Here is a 16,671-nt window from a genome sequence, read left to right as displayed (position 1 = left end):
GCACAACTATTATTCGTTTGCTGAGTGCATCAGGTTTTGCTGAAATGAGGGTCACATTTAAGGAAGATAAGAGACTCTTAATGGATAAGCTATACAACGTCACTGATGCTTTTACGATGGTGCATCCCATCACCTTAACCAAAGGTAAAAATGCAAAAATTTGGGACAATAACGACCAATGCTATATTGATTTTGTGGGTGGCATAGGGGTCTTGAATTTTGGACATTGCCACCCTCACATCGTGACGGCCATTATCAATCAAACCCAATCGCTCATTCATTATGCCTACAATGCAGCTGCTCACACTCCCTATCAAACCTTCATGCCACGATTGTGCGAGCTCATCCCTATCAGTGGTGAGCTATCGGGCATGCTCACCAATTCTGGTGCGGAAGCCACAGAAAACGCTATAAAGATTGCCCGTCTCAAAACCCAACGCGTCGGTGTCATTGCGTTTGATGGTGGGTTCCATGGACGGACGCTCGCCGCTGTCAACTTGAATGGTAAAGTTGCTCCGTACAAGCGAGGACTGGGGCCTTTAGGGTGTAGTGTCTACCATATTCCTTTCCCAAGTCCAGACAATGAGGTGAGTGACCAACAGGCAATCGATGCGCTAAATCGTTTGTTTGAAGTAGAAACTGACATCAGTAATATTGGTGCGATTATCGCAGAGCCCATACAAGGGGAGGGTGGGTTTCAATTAATGTCACCCTCTTTTGCTCAGTACCTGCGCGCCTTTTGTGATGAGCACGGTATCTTGTTGATTATGGATGAGATTCAATCAGGCTATGGGCGTACTGGTTCACCTTTTGCCTTTTCACATTTGGGCATTGAGCCAGATATGATACTACTGGGCAAAAGTATCGCAGGCGGCTTGCCCTTAGGTGCAGTCGTAGGCAAGGCCAGTGTGATAAATGGCTTGCCTAAAGGCAGTTTGGGCGGCACGTACTCTGGTAATCCAGTGGCGTGTGCAGCGGCAAATGCCACGATAGATATCATGCAAGAGGATGAGATATGGGCATCGGCTAAGCACTATGCGCAAGCAATTGAAACAAGTATCGCGCAATGGCAGGCGGAAGGCGTTTCCCCTTGGCTGTATGGTCTCACGGGTATTGGGGCGATGCGCGGTATTGAGCTGCGTCATGCGGAGTATGGATCTCATCCTAGTGTGATGGCTCACGTACTAACCCAAGCGCGAAAGCGAGGCCTACTGCTCATGCCAAGTGGTAAATACCGTCATATCATTCGATTGTTACCACCTCTGACCATTGAGCCTGAAACGCTAAAAGCTGGCCTTGATATTTTAAGAGACGTATTACGTACGATTCCTAATCAAAATCCAGTCGAGTGGTCTTAAATATACAGATTAATTATTAATGGGATTCAAGCCCGCCGTAGATGTAAAAAAGGATAAATATCTATGAGTAATCACAATTTTATGAGCAGTGATGACATTCGCCATGAGTTTTCTATGGCCATGTCAGCGATGTATCAAGCAGAAGTACCGTTATATGGCGATCTTGTTGATTTGGTCACTGACGTGAACACAGAGGTTTTAGCTGCTCAACCTGATATCAAAGCGCAGCTTGAGCATACTGGCGAAATGAATAGGCTCAGTATGGAGCGCCACGGTGCCATTAGAGTGGGTACTGCTGCTGAGCTTAGTATGATGCGTCGATTGTTTGCAGTGATGGGTATGTATCCTGTGGGCTACTATGATTTGGCCCCAGCTGGTGTGCCTGTACACTCCACCGCATTTCGAGCGACTGATGCAACGTCATTGAGTAAAAGCCCCTTTCGAGTGTTTACGTCATTATTACGTTTAGATCTTATTGGTAACGAAGCGCTCAAAGAAGAGGCTGTAGCAGCATTGGCCCGCCGCAATATCTTTACTGATACTGTCATCGAGCTCATTGAGTCTTTTGAAGTGCAAGGTGGTTTGAGCAAGCAAGCAGGCCAGCAGTTCGTTGTTGAGGCATTAGAAACGTTTCGCTGGCATGACAAAACCCCTGTGTCAAAAGCGCTGTATGAAAAGCTGTTGCAGCAACATGGTCTCATCGCTGATGTGGTCGGGTTTAAAGGCCCACATATCAACCACCTAACACCTCGAACGTTGGATATTGATACTGTACAGCACAGCATGCAAGCAAGAGGGATACCGCCAAAAGCGATCATCGAAGGGCCACCAAAACGAAATTGCCCTATTTTATTAAGACAAACGAGCTTTAAGGCACTAGAAGAAGCGGTTCGCTTTAAGAATACGTTGGCCGATGCAGGACAAAGTAGCTATGAGCAAGGCCAACATACGGCACGCTTTGGTGAGATTGAGCAGCGCGGTGTGGCATTGACGCCAAAGGGTCGAGCACTATATGACAAACTGCTGAGTGACGCTCGTGAAAAGCTAGGTGTGACCCCAAATGAAGCCAATGCCTCACAGTATTATCAGATTTTAGAGGCGACATTTGCTGAATTCCCTGATGATTATCAAACGCTACATAGAGAAGGTTTAGCGTATTTTTATTATCAACCAGTGGATAACAGCAATACTGACTTGCAACTCACGAGCTTGGAGACGGCTGAGTCCAAATCCGCGATTATCGAGCTGATCGAAAAAAACGTGATACGTATTGAGCCTATTGTTTACGAAGATTTTTTACCTGTGAGTGCGGCAGGAATTTTTCAGTCGAATCTACGTGACACTGAACAAAGTAGTTATGAGGGAAATTCGAATCAACAGGAGTTTGAAAAAGCACTGGGTACTCACGTTCAAGATGAATTGGCTTTGTATGAGACGACCCAAGCTCAGAGTCTGCAAGATTGTTTTGTTGCTTTGCAAAAGATGGCATAAGTGTTAAACACGTATAGTCGGTTCAAAATAGCAAAACCTCTGTCTCACTATTGATAAAAATAGTGGCAGCTATTAATGCGTTTTTATTTACTATCTTAGGGAATATATCCGGTGAATAATTTTTCAGACCTCTCACAAGGGGTGGTTGATATTATCATACAAAAGTTGCAACAAGATCATGATTTCGACGCCAGCCAAATCAAAACTGATGCTGAAAGCTTAGAGCATTGGGGCAAAGACTGGACCAAGCACTTTGCTCCAGCTGCATCTGCTATCGTCTTTCCAAAGACCACAGAGCAAGTGCAATTTATCGTATTACTTGCCAATGAGCACAACGTCGTCCTGACACCTAGTGGCGGCCGTACTGGTCTGTCTGCTGGTGCCGTGGCGGCTAATGGCGAGATAGTCGTGAGCATGGATAAAATGAACCGTATCGGACAATTTTACCCTGCAGATCGCATGGTCGAGATTGAAGCAGGTGTGGTCACCGAGCAGCTGCAACAGTTTGCTGAATCTAAAGACCTATACTACCCTGTCGACTTTGCCTCAGCAGGTTCTAGTCAAATCGGTGGCAATATCGGTACCAATGCTGGCGGTATCAAAGTCATTCGTTATGGCATGACCCGTCAATGGATTATGGGCTTGACTGTTGTTACGGGTAAAGGTGATATCTTGCATCTCAACCGCGGTATGGTAAAGAATGCCACGGGTTATGACCTGCGCCAGTTATTTATCGGTAGTGAAGGTACACTTGGACTCGTCACTCATGCACAAATCAAACTTGAGCGTCAGCCCCAAGATTTAAACGTTATGGTGCTTGGTATGGACAGCTTTAATGACGTTATGAACGTACTCTCTGCTTTTCAAACACAAATTGATTTGACGGCATTTGAGTTCTTTGACGATGTAGCGATTGATAAGCTAATGGCACATGGTCAAGTACAAGAGCCGTTTGAATCCCGTACCAAGTTCTATACGCTATTAGAATTTGAAGCACCCTATGAGCCAATCATGGATAAAGCCATGGCCATATTTGAGCATTGTATGGAGCAAGGCTGGGTCGTCGATGGGGTTATGAGCCAAAACCTCACACAGGCTGAAGAGCTGTGGAAGCTACGAGAGTATATCTCAGAGACCATCTCAGGATTTACCCCTTATAAAAATGATGTATCGGTGCTGATAAGCCATGTACCGACCTTTATCGAAGAGATTGATCACATTGTCAGCAGCAACTATCCTGACTTTGAAGTTTGCTGGTTCGGTCATATCGGCGATGGTAATTTGCATCTGAACATCTTGAAACCTGAGAATATGAGCAAAGATGATTTCTTTGCTGAGTGTCAGGTCGTCAATAAATATGTGTTTGAGACAGTACAGAAATATGGTGGTTCAGTGTCTGCTGAGCATGGGGTTGGTATGACTAAGAAGCCGTACTTGCACTATAGCCGTAGCGAGACTGAGATTGAGTACCTAAAGGAAGTCAAAAAAGTCTTCGATCCAAAAAATATCATGAACCGTGGTAAGATTTTTGATATGTGAGAAGCATGCTAAACGCTTAACCCAAATAAAAAGACGCTAACCCGAAAGGCTAGCGTCTTTTTTAATATCTTTAATTCTAAGGGGTTGTTTACATACCAGTGCATAATAATGTAATCATAAAATTTTCATTATTTTTTATATATTGGTAAAACATAATGAGCAATAAAAAAGTACCTTCAATTTATTGGAAGTTCTTAATGAGGTAGCTTAAATACAGGTTTTTCACAAATCCTAATACTAACAGTATCACCTAAACTCTTTCATGATATGGGTTGTTCCAGTTTTATTTGGATTAGACTATATCAATAAATTCAGAGTATCAAAATCAATAGTATTAGCAGTTCTTTGAAAAGTAAGGATCTACAAATGAAACTTTTAAGTGATGAACAGCAGAGGACTAATCTTTCATTCAAAGTATCAAAAAAGCGTACCCACATTGTGAGTACGCTCAACACTGATAATTATAAGAAAAGAATATCTGAACGAAAGTAAAGTCTGACTCAGACCTAGGTTGCTATAGGTCTATCTAAAGTAGCTGGTGTCACGCTACCATGTTTACTGTCCACTGCTGCAGTAAGATTCACTAAGAAGATAGCGATGGCTGCGATAATACCTGGTATAGCAATAAATAAGAAGTTCATCTGATGGGTCAGCTCTAAGGTGAGTAGCGCACCAGTTAGGATTGGACCTACGATAGCACCAATACGCCCAATACCTGATGCCCAACCCATAGCCGTCGTACGTACAGCGGTAGGATAATATTGAGCCACAAAAGTATAGAGCAGAATTTGTGAGCCGATAGTGGTAGCGCCAGCAATCGCAATAAGGGTATACAGTACAACTTGAGGACTATTGTAGCCAAGTAGTATTAGTGCCACGGCACCAGCGACAAACATAATAGTCAATACAGGTTTTAAATGAAACTTATCGGCCAGTACGCCACCGCCAATAGCCCCAATCATCCCACCAATATTAAGTGCAAATAGAAATAGCATACTAGCACCTAGCGAGTAACCGGCTTGAATCATTAGCTTTGGTAACCAGCTTGCTAAAGCGTAAACCATCAGCAAACACATAAAAAATGCGATCCAAAACATAATAGTAGTGAATCCACGTCTATTCAGAAATAACGCTTTAATTGGGGCATCATCACCTTTGGTGGGTTCGTCCAGTACTAAAGTGGTAGAGGGTGTAACTTTTTCTTGAGGAGCCAATTTTTGAACGATATTTTTAGCTTCGTCTTCTCGATTTTCTTTGACCAAATACATCAAGGATTCAGGTAGCATCTTCCATATAATTGGCAATAGTAAAGTAGGAATGCCCGCAATATAAAACATAATTTCCCAGCCAAAATCTAGAACCAAAAAAGATCCTAATAATGCTGACGTCATACCACCAATTGCATAACCACTGAACATAATAGCGACTAAAGTACTACGCATACGTTTCGGTGCGTATTCAGATGTTAGTGCCACGCAGATTGGCATCACGCCGCCAATACCTAGACCTGCAATGAAGCGTAAAGCCGCAAACTGCATAGGCCCACTAGCGAAAGCACCAAAGAAAGTAAAGCTACTGAATAGAGCGACACAGATCATAATTGTTTTTTTACGACCGATCTTGTCAGATAAAGTGCCAAAAATCATGGCGCCAAACATCATGCCGAATAGTGCTGCGCTAGCAAGAAAACCTGCTTGTACCGAAGTTAACGACCACTCTTCCATAAGTAGTGGGAGAGCCACGCCGTAAATAATGAGGTCGTAGCCGTCAAAGATAATAATCAATAAGCACCAAAACAGGACTTTCCAATGAAAAGGTGAAAATTTGGCTTCATCAATAACTTTATTGATGTTTAAGGTTTGAGATTCCATTCATATTCTCCGTTGATGATATCCTTATACGTGCTTTACAAGTTAGGGTTTTACAGGTGCTAAGTCAAAAACTATCTAGGTATTAATCGATACCTAAAAGGTATATCTTTCCATATAACACTTTATTGAAATAATGTTGGCCTTCATCTTAATTAGAGGAGTGAGTACTCTTATAAAGTATTAGATACGAAGAATGATGCTTGCAGTGAGTGTATGTAAGACAACTAACACCAAAAATTTTCATTGATTTCTAATATAAAAATACTGGATGCGCAGAAAATCATCCATATACTAAAAAAATATATAGATGATTAAAAATGTAAGATAAATAGATTAAATTAGCCTAATTAATCAAGGCTAATAAATGTGTTTTTTAAAAGCATTTACTGGCGTTATTGTAGGTAATATCTAACATACTCATTAAATACTTCAGGTTGTTCAATATTTGAGATATGAGAGGCTTCGATAGTCGCAAGCGTAGCGTTAGGTATATGATCAACCATGTATTGACCATCGGCAACGGTCGTCACCGGGTCTTCAATGCCTGCCAACACTGTAATTGGTACACGAATATCTTTTAACTGCTTGCGAGTATCAGCGATAGATAACGCCTCGCAGCAGCTTGCGTAGCCCTCTGCACTGCCAGCCGCAAGAGCGCTAGAAAATGCCGCGACTACATCTGGGTAATGATCGATAAAATCTGCTGTGAACCAACGTGGAGCAGCTGTAGCCGCGATAGGAGCTAGACCTTGCTCACGTACCAATTTTGAACGCTCCGTCCATGCTATTTCGTTACCAATTTTCGCTGCAGTATTACATAACATCAAGTGGTGGAAGCGGTCAGGGTGATTGATAGCTAACCATTGACCTGTCATGCCGCCCATAGAAATGCCACAAAAAAACACCTTATCAAGATGCAGGTGATCTAACAAATCAATCACATCTTGCCCAAGCTGGTTTAAATTATAAGGACCTCTGGGTGCTGATGATTTACCATGGCCACGAGTGTCATAGCAGATGATAAAGTAATCGGCTTGTAAGGTATCGATTTGTGGTTGCCACATATGATAGCTAGTACCTAAAGAGTTGGAGAATATTAGGGTAGGGTTGCTGCTATCTCCAAAGGTGGTATAGTTTAGCGTGACACCTTTATTTTCAAATACAGGCATGATGAACGTCCTTGTTTTAACTGTCGGGTGATTAAGGTCTTCTTTTTGACTTATTGAGCTGGGTGTCTATCTTATTTTGAACGATTAATCAGCTCTCAACACGCTCAATAATCATTGCGATGCCTTGTCCAACACCGATACACATTGAGCAGATGGCATAACGCTTACTTGTTTTTTCAAGCTGATTGAGAGCGGTTAAGATCAAACGTGCACCTGATGCACCGAGTGGATGACCAAGGGCAATCGCACCGCCATTCGGATTGACACGTGCGCTACCGTCAGGCAGACCTAAATCACGAGTACAGGCTAATGATTGCGATGCAAAGGCTTCGTTTAACTCAACGACATCCATATCATCAAGTGACAGGCCAGTTTGCGCTAGTAGCTTTTTCATCGCTGGTGCTGGGGCAAAGCCCATAATACGTGGCTCAACGCCTACCGTAGTTGAGGCCACAATACGTGCACGCGGCTTTAGATTGAATTCTTTAATCGCTTGCTCTGACGCTACTAGGAAGGCTGCTGCGCCATCATTGATTCCAGAAGCATTTCCAGCGGTTACTGTGCCATCTGCGGTGACGATAGGGCGTAATTTGGTCAACTTCTCAAGTGTAGTATCAGCACGAGGATGCTCATCAGTATCGATGGTGACAGGCTCGCCTTTACGTTGTGGGATGACGACAGGGGTAATCTCATCTTTGAAGAATCCAGACTCTTGCGCCGCTTTAGTACGTTGTTGGCTACGTAATGCAAATGCATCTTGGTCAGCTCGATTGACATTAAATTGCTCTGCAACATTTTCAGCCGTTTGAGGCATGGTTTCTGTTCCATATAGCTCATCAAGTTTTGGATTGATAAAGCGCCAACCCATGGTGGTATCTTCAAGATTTTGGCTACGACCAAAGGATTTGTCTGATTTACCCATTACAAATGGTGCACGGCTCATGCTCTCAACACCACCTGCGATAATTAGATGAGCTTCACCGGCTTTAATCGCACGCGCCGCTATCGCTAACGCATCCATCGACGAGCCGCACAAGCGATTAACAGTAGTTGCAGGCACTTGATAAGGTAGGCCGGCTAGCAATGACGACATACGTCCGACGTTACGGTTGTCTTCACCGCTTTGATTAGCACAGCCGTAGATGACGTCATCTACTTTTACCCAATCGACATTAGTATTACGTTCGATTAGCGCCTTGATAGGGATAGCGCCTAAATCGTCTGCACGTACAGGTGCTAGACCGCCGCCGTAACGACCAAAAGGAGTGCGAATGGCATCGATAATATAAGCATCGTTTAAATAGACAGTTGAATCAGTCATGGCGATTATCCTGAATTTTTGGTTGTTTGAAGTTTTGAGTAAGACCTGTTTTTATTGAGTAGCGTCAATTAACATTGCACCAGTCAATTCTTGCAAGTCCAAAAAGCTCATACCATCGACCATTTCAGTGACTAGCAGTCCTTTATCAGTGACATCAATGACGCATAAATCAGTATAAATCCGATCTACGCAATTTTTCCCAGTCACAGGGTAGGTAAGTTCGCTGACGATTTTAGGATCCCCAGTTTTGGTGATGTGATTGGTCATTACAAAAACTTTTTTGGCGCCGACGGCTAAGTCCATAGCACCTCCAACAGCGGGTATCGCATCCTCTGCACCAGTACTCCAATTGGCTAAATCACCATTAGCAGCTACTTGAAACGCACCCAACACGCAAATGTCGATATGGCCACCGCGCATCATGGCAAAAGAGTCACCATGATGAAAGTAGCTACCGCCATCGAGCATAGTAACGTATTCCTTTCCAGCATTAATCAGTTCGGGATCTTCTTCACCTTTGGCAGGTGATGGACCAAAAGCTAATAAGCCGTTTTCTGAATGCAAAAATACGTCTTTATCATTAGATAAATATTGTGCGATTTTAGTCGGTAGTCCGATGCCTAAATTGACATAGGCTCCATCTGGAATGTCTTGTGCAGCTCGTTCGGCTATTTGGTCACGGGTCAAAACGCTGTAAGAGGTATGGCTCATGATGACGCTCCTTATAATTGGCAGTATTTAGCGGTGGCTACGCTGCAGTATCAGAAAGTTCAGTACTAGTGCTAGCAGGTTGGACTTGCACCACGTGCTGCACAAAAATGCCTGGTGTAATAACGTGCTCAGGATCAAGCTCACCTAGATCAACTGTTTGAGAGACTTGAGCGATAGTCACGTCAGCTGCCATTGCCATAATTGGACCAAAGTTACGTGCAGATTTTCGGTAAACTAAGTTACCCCAACGATCACCCTTGTTTGCTTTTATTAAGGCGAAATCAGCTTTAATTGGATATTCCAAGACATAGTCTTTGCCATCGATATGACGAGTTTCTTTGCCTTCTGCGAGTAGAGTGCCGAACCCTGTTGGTGTATATACGGCTCCAAGCCCCATGCCTGCCGCTTGAATACGGCAAGCCAAATTACCTTGTGGTACTAATTCCAGATCAATTTTTCCTGCATGATAAAGCTCATCGAATACCCATGAGTCTGATTGACGAGGAAAAGAACAAATGATTTTACGTACCGCGCCCGTTTTTAATAATCTGGCAAGACCATGATCACCGTTTCCAGCATTATTATTAATAATGACAAGGTTTTTAACACCTAAATTGATAAGGCCATCAATGAGTTCAGCTGGTTGCCCTGCAGTTCCAAAACCACCAATCATAATAGTGGCGCCATCTTTAATTTGGCTAAGTACATCCGTGATATTTTTTTCAGCTTTATTAATCATGTTTATGTCCTATACAAAAGTAATATTAGGTATTGCGAGACTTAAGTTTTATGCATCTTCGAGACTGTCTTGTCGTTTGGGCTGTTCTATTGATAAAAATGACGTATATTTTTGCTTATGAAAATAGAGGTAATAATCGTTTTTTGCTTAAAACATAGTAAGCAATCATGCCGATAAGAATGCCCCAAAAAACAGAGCTTAATCCAAGAAAACTCATACCAGATGCTGTTGCTAAAAAAGTGATTAGCGCTGCATCTCTTTGAGAGTCATCTTTCATTGCTATAGTAATGTTGGTAGAAATAGCACCGATAAGTGCAAGACCGGCTAATGCTGCAACTAGCTCTTTGGGCAGCAAGCTAAATACCATCACGATGCTACCGGCAAGTAGTCCCCCTAATAGATAAAAAATACCGTTTGCTACACCTGCTATGTAGCGTTTCTCTTTTAATTCATGGGCATCCTTACCAGTACAAAGTGCTGCGGTGATTGCTGCTAGGACAATCGTAATACCCCCTACACAGGCGACTGCTAACGAAGCTAGGCTTGTAATACTGACGATAGGCTTGGCTGGTGTGTCATAACCACTAAGATTAAGAATCGCCATACCAGGTAAAAACTGTCCAGTTAAGCTGACAAGAATGAGTGGAACAGCAAGATTGAATACGGCATTCCATGTCCACTCAGGCCATATCACAGTAGGTATGGTAATGGCTAAATCTATATCGACAGGGTTCATTTTCCCCAATAGAACACTCAAAATGACACCGCATAGCAGTACCCAAATCATGGTATAGCGCGGTGAAAATCGTTTGGCCATTAAGTAACAGCCAAGCATGCTAAACACGATAAACGGCATCGTATTGGTTGCTACAAATAACTCTAAGCCGAATTGAAACAGGATGCCTGCCATCATACCGGCAGCGATACCATTAGGAATCCATCTTAAAATTTTGTCAAAAGAGCCAGTTGCACCTACTAAAAAAATCACAATCCCTGATACGATATAAGCGGCTATCGCTTCATTAATACTCATATTCGGAAAGACGGTTACCAATAGTGCGGTACCAGGCGCTGACCAAGCGGTAATAATAGGGGTTTTATACTTAATGGATAAATAAATACCTGAGACAGCGGCACCTATAGACACCCCCCAAATCCATGATGCCATCATCGCTTCTGACACCTGCGCTGCTTGTGCTGCCTGAAAAAAGATAATTAAGGGGCCAGCATAAGAAATCAGTACGGCCAAAAAACCTGCTACGGTGGCAGAGATTGACCAGTCATCTTTCAATGTGTGTATTACGTTTGCCATATTGCTTCCTTGCAAATCAGCAGCGATTAGATAATTCTCTGTTCAAAGCTATGCTACTTAATAACCTGACGAGAGAGATTAGCCTGCGTCACCACCGCCTACAGGGATAGTGCTTCCAGTGATATAGGAAGATTCATCAGAAGCCAAAAATGCGATGGCATTGACTTGTTCATCTATTGTGCCGTAACGTTTCACAAATGTGCTGTCGATGGTTTGATCAACAACTGCGTTCATCCAGCCTTTCTCTTCATCAGTTAAAGGCTTTGTATTACGTGGAATCTTTCTAGGCGGGGCTTCAGTACCACCCGTTGCCACTGCATTAACGCGAATTCCATCACTTGCATGTTCAAAAGCAAGTGATGCAGTCATGGCGTTTACACCGCCTTTTGCAGTTGAGTAGGGTATACGGTTGATACCACGCGTTGCGATGGAGGAAACATTAACGATAGTGCCAGATTGTTGTTTGATCATCGATGGCAATACTGCATGGCAACACCATAATGTTGGAAATAGTGAGCGACTAATTTCTTTTTCAATCTCTATCTCAGAGAAACTGATGAATGGTTTCATCCATATTGCACCGCCTACATTATTGACCAATATGTCAATACGACCGTAGGTATCAAGTGCTTTACCGATAACATCCTGTGCCCCTTGATAAGTCTCAAGATCAGCTTGAATGGTCGTCGCATGCCCGCCATTTGTAGTGATTTCTGCTAACACGTCTTCTACCAAAGGTGAGACGTCTGCCATGACTATCTTGCCACCCTCATTTGCTAAGCGTAATGCGACCCCGCGACCGATACCTTGTGCGGCACCCGTTACGACACATACTTTATTATCAAAACGCTTACTCATTGCTGTCTCCTAGAGAAAAGTATTCTATCGCTGTATTGTTTGAGCTATATTACTGCTCACTAGGTGTGAACTTTTCATAATAAAAATTGCTAGGTTTGAGGCTACTTGTATCTAACCAATTACTAACGGCATCGACCATCGCCAGAGGACCACACAGATAGACATCAACATCACCATCATTTAGCCAATCAGCTTCAACATGGCTGGTTACATAGCCTTTGCGCTCATGGCCGCTTTCCTCGCTTGCTACACAGGTATAATAGTCAAACCAATCGTGGTTTTTCTTCACTTCTTCCAGTTTTTCAATCTCTATCAAATCAGCATCATTAGTAACACCGTAGACCATCTTGACAGGATGATGAGCACCCGATATTTCTAAGCTTTTTAGCATCGATAAAAAGGGTGCGATACCTGTACCACCAGCTAAAAATACAGTAGGGCGTACGATAGGACGTAAATAGAAACTACCAAACGGTCCTTCAAAATCAATATCTTGACCTAGCTTGGCAACATCAGATAAAAAGGTACTCATCTTGCCATTTGGAATGTTACGGATGACAAATTCAGCCTGATTGGTACTAGGCATTGAGCTAAAAGAGTAGGAACGTGTCTCATCAGAGTCAGGGATAGTAATGTTGACATACTGCCCAGGTAAAAATACTAAGGCATCTGGATTGCTCACTTCGACGCCGAAGTGAATGGTGGATTCTGACAATACATTTAGCTGCTGTAGCTTACCTTTGAACACAGACTTACTAACTTTGCAGGCTTCTGATGAGGTTGGCACTTTAATGACACAGTCGCTTTCAGGAATCATTTGACAGGTCAAGACGTAGCCATCATTAGCTTCGGTTTCGGTCAGCGCCTCTTCAATATACATATCAGGATGCATGTCATAGCTGCCCGACTCACAATGACAACGGCAGGTACCGCATGCGCCATCTAAACAGTCCACAGGGATATTATATTTTTGGCGATAAGCAGCTTCGGCAACGGTTTCATCATCTTCACATTTGATAAATCCCGTGACACCATCTTCAAACTGTAGAGCTATGTTGTATTCCATGAGAAACATCCTTTTTCAATATATGGCTACTGACTAACATCACTATATTTTTGGTTGGCTCGTTGATACTTTATAAATTACCAACAAGCTATTTTTAAATTTAATTATTTGTACTAGCTGGAAAGCATAAATAAAATCATGCGAACTCTAGACGTGATATACATCCATAATTTGGTGTACGTAATCATCTTTTAATACGATGTATTTGTCCAAAATCTTTGGGCTAGCTTGATTCATGTCTATTTTGTATTTAGAGAATCCCCAGTAAGTATTGGTCTCATGATAACGATAAGACTTATTGATCCAGTTAAATCGGACGCTAACAATGCCGTTATTATCTTCAAGTAATTCGATATTAGATAAGTTATGCGTGGTGCGAGTATCAGGAATGGTTGCAGAAGAACGCTCAGTCTCGATACGGAAAATTCGATCTTCAAGCCCGCGACGATCAGGGTAATAAATCAGAGATATTTCGCGTTGCGGGTTGTTTATTAGCTCGCCATCATCATCCCAACTAGGCATCCAAAACGGACATTCTTCGTCATAACAAGCCAGCCATTCTTCCCATTTTTTTTCATCAAGCAATCGTGCTTCACGGTACAGAAACTGACGCACATCTTCGATATTAACCGTTGCATTTTTCATTAGCGATATCCTTTTATATTTGTTCGTCCTGCAATAACTAGCAAGTTACTGGTCTAAGTAGGTAGCTAATATTAGCCTGCGCCATGTAGCTGCTGTTCTTGCTCTAGGGCTTTTTTCATCTCTTCATGCCAATATCGATGTTGCACGGTATACAATCCTTCATCTTCAGTCTTAGCTCCGCTTAACAAAGGCTTCAGGTCGATGGCTTTTGCACCTTCGTCAGCGCCTTCTATCCAGTGCTCGGAACCACGACACATGTCGTTCCATTCGAGCTTAATGCCGTTATAGCCTTGCTGGCATGAGCGGAATTCTTCTAAGTCATCTGGTGTTGCCATACCAGTTACGTTAAAGAAGTCTTCGTACTGACGGATACGGCGAGTACGTGCTTCATCACTTTCGCCTTTCGGTGCGATACACCAGATAGTGACTTCAGTTTTATCAACGGCTATTGGACGCAGCATACGGATTTGCGAGCTAAATTGATCCATGATATACACGTTTGGATATAAGCATAAGTTACGCGAGCGTCCAATCATCCAGTCGGCCATTGCTTCACCATACTGGGCAACATAGTCATCGCGATACGCAAAATTAGGACGATCTTGCGGGTTCTCCCATTGAGTCCAGAGTAGTAAATGACCGTTCTCAAAAGAATAGAATCCGCCACCTTGACGACCCCATTTGCCAGCATTCATGGCTTTGATGTTGTCTTCTTTTTTTGCTTCTTGCTCTTTGCGACGTGCTGTTGTCGCAGCATAGTTCCAATGGACAGCTGAAACATGGTAGCCATCAGCACCATTTTCAGCTTGTAGCTTCCAGTTACCATCAAAGGTATAGGTTGAGGTGCCGCGTAGTACTTCTAGGCCTTCTGGTGATTGATTGACAATCATGTCAAGAATTTTGGTTGATCCGCCAAGCCAGTCTTCAATCGGTTCGACGTCATCTTTAAGACTAGCAAACAAGAAGCCTTTGTAATTGGCAAGTTTGACTTGCTTTAGATCATGAGAGCCGTCTTTATTAAAAGCGTCAGGGTAACCTGCGCCGCGTGGATCTTTAACTTTAAGTAGCTTGCCAGAGTTGTTATAAGTCCAACCGTGAAAGGGGCACGTATAAGTTGCCTTATTGCCTTTCTTATGACGGCATAATTGAGCGCCTCGATGAGAGCAGGCATTGATCATACAATGCAGTTCACCTTCTTTATTACGCGCAACGATGACCGGCTGGCGGCCGATGTATGTTGTATAATAATCGTTGTTATCAGGGATTTGAGTCTCATGAGCCAGATAAACCCAATTGCTTTCAAAGATATGCTTCATTTCAAGCTCAAAAAGCTCTTCATTGGTAAAGGCACTGCGATGTAGGCGATAAATTCCTTTTTCTGCATTTTCTTCTAAAAAATCATCGATAGCGATATCTGATCCTTCAGGTATTAGATTAATACGCTCGCTCATGGCTGTCTTCCTTGTAAATAACGGTGTTAAACGATGTTGGGGTATGACGCTTGATACGCCAACTGCATGCATATCAAGCGAAAATTTATAATATTTAGTAGTTGCTAACAGTAGCTAGGGATATTCAACAACTAAGCTTGCGCACGACGGCGTTCAACTTCACTGCCCTGTACTGGCTTATCGATGTCTTTTACTAAGTGAAAGTCAAAGTCGATACTGGCATAAGGCTTGTTCAGACCATGCTCTTTTAACTTGTCAGCATCTTCTACCATATTTACCTTGGGGACTAATCCTTCACGACTAGCAAAGGCAAAGTCATCCCATAGGTACTCATCACCGTCGATATTGATTTGGGTAGTTAGTTTACGATAACCGTCTGCACTAGCGAAAAAATGAATGTGTGCTGGACGATGACCATGACGTCCTAGCGCGCCTAAGACCTTTTGAGTCATGCCTTCTGGCGGTACTGCATAACCGAGTGGCACAATGCTACGGAATGCATAGTTGCCGTTTTCATCAGTAATGATGGTACGTCGTAGATTAAAAGAAGATTGAGACTCATCAAAGAAAGAATAGTTACCTAAGCTGTCGGCATGCCAGACTTCAACCTTGGCGTTTGGTAAAGGCTGGCCGTTTTCGTCGTAGACGCCTCCTTGCATGAATAAAACGGTACCATTCTCAATATCAGTGCCGTCATCTAAACGGGCAAAACCTTTTTCTTCTGGGGCTCCAGCAACATAAAGAGGGCCTTCGATCGTACGTACAGTGCCACCATCAAGACCAGCTGCTTTGAGATCTTCTTCAATCATCAAATCCATAAAATGATCAAAACCAAGACCAGGGGAGAGTAATCCTGCTTCTTTACCCAAGTCACCAATGAACTCAACCCCAGACCAATATTCATCGGCCGTGATTTTCAAATCATTGATGGTCTGCATGAGGTCGGTTACGATACGTAAGACAATAGCTTGTATACGTGGATTAACTTGTTCAGGAAAGTCAATTTTACCTTTGATGAACTGAGTGGCTAATGCTTCAATTTGGCTGCGTTCCATGTCTCTCTCCTTGTTGAGGACTATTTAAAAGGTAGTTATATCTAGTACTCTTACTCAAATTTTATTCATCTAATACTTATTTTTG

The 16,671-nt window shown here is 42.9% G+C and carries 14 protein-coding genes; 3 read left to right on the top strand and 11 right to left on the bottom strand.

Annotated elements, in window-relative coordinates:
* Positions 1 to 80 precede the first annotated feature (80 nt).
* The 3 genes from IPZ60_RS05025 (at position 81) to IPZ60_RS05015 (ending at position 4,388) form a co-directional block, all read left to right on the top strand.
* On the top strand, positions 81 to 1,358 hold the full coding sequence (locus tag IPZ60_RS05025) for an aspartate aminotransferase family protein (RefSeq protein WP_194196749.1): 1,278 nt from the start codon (positions 81 to 83) through the stop codon (positions 1,356 to 1,358).
* A 63-nt stretch (positions 1,359 to 1,421) separates the two neighbouring features.
* On the top strand, positions 1,422 to 2,849 hold the full coding sequence (locus tag IPZ60_RS05020) for a VOC family protein (RefSeq protein ID WP_194196748.1): 1,428 nt from the start codon (positions 1,422 to 1,424) through the stop codon (positions 2,847 to 2,849).
* Positions 2,850 to 2,990: 141 nt separating this feature from the next.
* Entirely contained in the window at positions 2,991 to 4,388 is a 1,398-nt protein-coding gene (locus IPZ60_RS05015) for an FAD-binding oxidoreductase (RefSeq protein ID WP_320108717.1), read from the top strand.
* A gap of 506 nt (positions 4,389 to 4,894) precedes the next feature.
* Here the strand turns inward: IPZ60_RS05015 and IPZ60_RS05010 are convergent.
* From IPZ60_RS05010 to catA, 11 genes are all read right to left on the bottom strand, one after another.
* Complete coding sequence (locus tag IPZ60_RS05010) at positions 4,895 to 6,259, bottom strand: MFS transporter (RefSeq protein ID WP_194196746.1); 1,365 nt, start codon at positions 6,257 to 6,259, stop codon at positions 4,895 to 4,897.
* Positions 6,260 to 6,651: 392 nt separating this feature from the next.
* Complete coding sequence (gene pcaD, locus IPZ60_RS05005; RefSeq protein ID WP_194196745.1) at positions 6,652 to 7,428, bottom strand: 3-oxoadipate enol-lactonase; 777 nt, start codon at positions 7,426 to 7,428, stop codon at positions 6,652 to 6,654.
* A gap of 88 nt (positions 7,429 to 7,516) precedes the next feature.
* Positions 7,517 to 8,749 carry a 3-oxoadipyl-CoA thiolase gene (pcaF, locus tag IPZ60_RS05000; RefSeq protein WP_194196744.1) on the bottom strand — a complete coding sequence of 411 codons (1,233 nt, stop codon included), beginning with the start codon at positions 8,747 to 8,749 and terminating at the stop codon, positions 7,517 to 7,519.
* A 51-nt stretch (positions 8,750 to 8,800) separates the two neighbouring features.
* On the bottom strand, positions 8,801 to 9,460 hold the full coding sequence (locus IPZ60_RS04995; protein WP_194196743.1) for a 3-oxoacid CoA-transferase subunit B: 660 nt from the start codon (positions 9,458 to 9,460) through the stop codon (positions 8,801 to 8,803).
* Between the two features lie 37 nt (positions 9,461 to 9,497).
* Positions 9,498 to 10,199 (bottom strand): 3-oxoacid CoA-transferase subunit A, encoded by a 702-nt coding sequence (locus IPZ60_RS04990; protein ID WP_194196742.1) that lies wholly within the window; start codon positions 10,197 to 10,199, stop codon positions 9,498 to 9,500.
* Positions 10,200 to 10,314: 115 nt separating this feature from the next.
* The gene (gene benE, locus IPZ60_RS04985) at positions 10,315 to 11,511 is read right to left on the bottom strand and encodes a benzoate/H(+) symporter BenE (RefSeq protein WP_194196741.1); all 1,197 of its coding nucleotides are present in this window, start codon (positions 11,509 to 11,511) and stop codon (positions 10,315 to 10,317) included.
* Positions 11,512 to 11,589: 78 nt separating this feature from the next.
* Positions 11,590 to 12,369 carry a 1,6-dihydroxycyclohexa-2,4-diene-1-carboxylate dehydrogenase gene (locus tag IPZ60_RS04980; protein WP_194196740.1) on the bottom strand — a complete coding sequence of 260 codons (780 nt, stop codon included), beginning with the start codon at positions 12,367 to 12,369 and terminating at the stop codon, positions 11,590 to 11,592.
* A gap of 49 nt (positions 12,370 to 12,418) precedes the next feature.
* Positions 12,419 to 13,444 carry a benzoate 1,2-dioxygenase electron transfer component BenC gene (gene benC, locus IPZ60_RS04975; protein ID WP_265087435.1) on the bottom strand — a complete coding sequence of 342 codons (1,026 nt, stop codon included), beginning with the start codon at positions 13,442 to 13,444 and terminating at the stop codon, positions 12,419 to 12,421.
* 138 nt (positions 13,445 to 13,582) lie between these two features.
* A complete protein-coding gene (gene benB, locus IPZ60_RS04970; RefSeq protein ID WP_370463018.1) occupies positions 13,583 to 14,089 on the bottom strand; it encodes a benzoate 1,2-dioxygenase small subunit in 507 nt (168 codons plus the stop codon).
* A gap of 62 nt (positions 14,090 to 14,151) precedes the next feature.
* A complete protein-coding gene (gene benA, locus IPZ60_RS04965; RefSeq protein ID WP_189582368.1) occupies positions 14,152 to 15,531 on the bottom strand; it encodes a benzoate 1,2-dioxygenase large subunit in 1,380 nt (459 codons plus the stop codon).
* A 131-nt stretch (positions 15,532 to 15,662) separates the two neighbouring features.
* Entirely contained in the window at positions 15,663 to 16,586 is a 924-nt protein-coding gene (gene catA / locus IPZ60_RS04960) for a catechol 1,2-dioxygenase (RefSeq protein WP_194196737.1), read from the bottom strand.
* Positions 16,587 to 16,671 lie beyond the last annotated feature (85 nt).

Origin of the sequence: Psychrobacter sp. NG25 (assembly GCF_015234355.1) — a bacterium.
Classification (GTDB): domain Bacteria; phylum Pseudomonadota; class Gammaproteobacteria; order Pseudomonadales; family Moraxellaceae; genus Psychrobacter.
The sequence above is the reverse complement of the archived record's forward strand: the minus strand, read 5'-3'. Positions and strand labels throughout refer to the sequence as shown.

Excerpts from the sequence above, each read along its gene's own strand:
- benE (WP_194196741.1), bottom strand. The coding sequence starts at position 11,511 with ATGGCAAACGTAATACACACATTGAAAGATGACTGGTCAATCTCTGCC.
- pcaD (WP_194196745.1), bottom strand. The coding sequence starts at position 7,428 with ATGCCTGTATTTGAAAATAAAGGTGTCACGCTAAACTATACCACCTTT.
- benC (WP_265087435.1), bottom strand. The coding sequence starts at position 13,444 with ATGTTTCTCATGGAATACAACATAGCTCTACAGTTTGAAGATGGTGTC.
- IPZ60_RS05020 (WP_194196748.1), top strand. The coding sequence starts at position 1,422 with ATGAGTAATCACAATTTTATGAGCAGTGATGACATTCGCCATGAGTTT.
- benA (WP_189582368.1), bottom strand. The coding sequence starts at position 15,531 with ATGAGCGAGCGTATTAATCTAATACCTGAAGGATCAGATATCGCTATC.
- IPZ60_RS05010 (WP_194196746.1), bottom strand. The coding sequence starts at position 6,259 with ATGGAATCTCAAACCTTAAACATCAATAAAGTTATTGATGAAGCCAAA.
- pcaF (WP_194196744.1), bottom strand. The coding sequence starts at position 8,749 with ATGACTGATTCAACTGTCTATTTAAACGATGCTTATATTATCGATGCC.
- IPZ60_RS04995 (WP_194196743.1), bottom strand. The coding sequence starts at position 9,460 with ATGAGCCATACCTCTTACAGCGTTTTGACCCGTGACCAAATAGCCGAA.
- IPZ60_RS04980 (WP_194196740.1), bottom strand. The coding sequence starts at position 12,369 with ATGAGTAAGCGTTTTGATAATAAAGTATGTGTCGTAACGGGTGCCGCA.
- IPZ60_RS04990 (WP_194196742.1), bottom strand. The coding sequence starts at position 10,199 with ATGATTAATAAAGCTGAAAAAAATATCACGGATGTACTTAGCCAAATT.
- IPZ60_RS05025 (WP_194196749.1), top strand. The coding sequence starts at position 81 with ATGGATAAGCTATACAACGTCACTGATGCTTTTACGATGGTGCATCCC.
- catA (WP_194196737.1), bottom strand. The coding sequence starts at position 16,586 with ATGGAACGCAGCCAAATTGAAGCATTAGCCACTCAGTTCATCAAAGGT.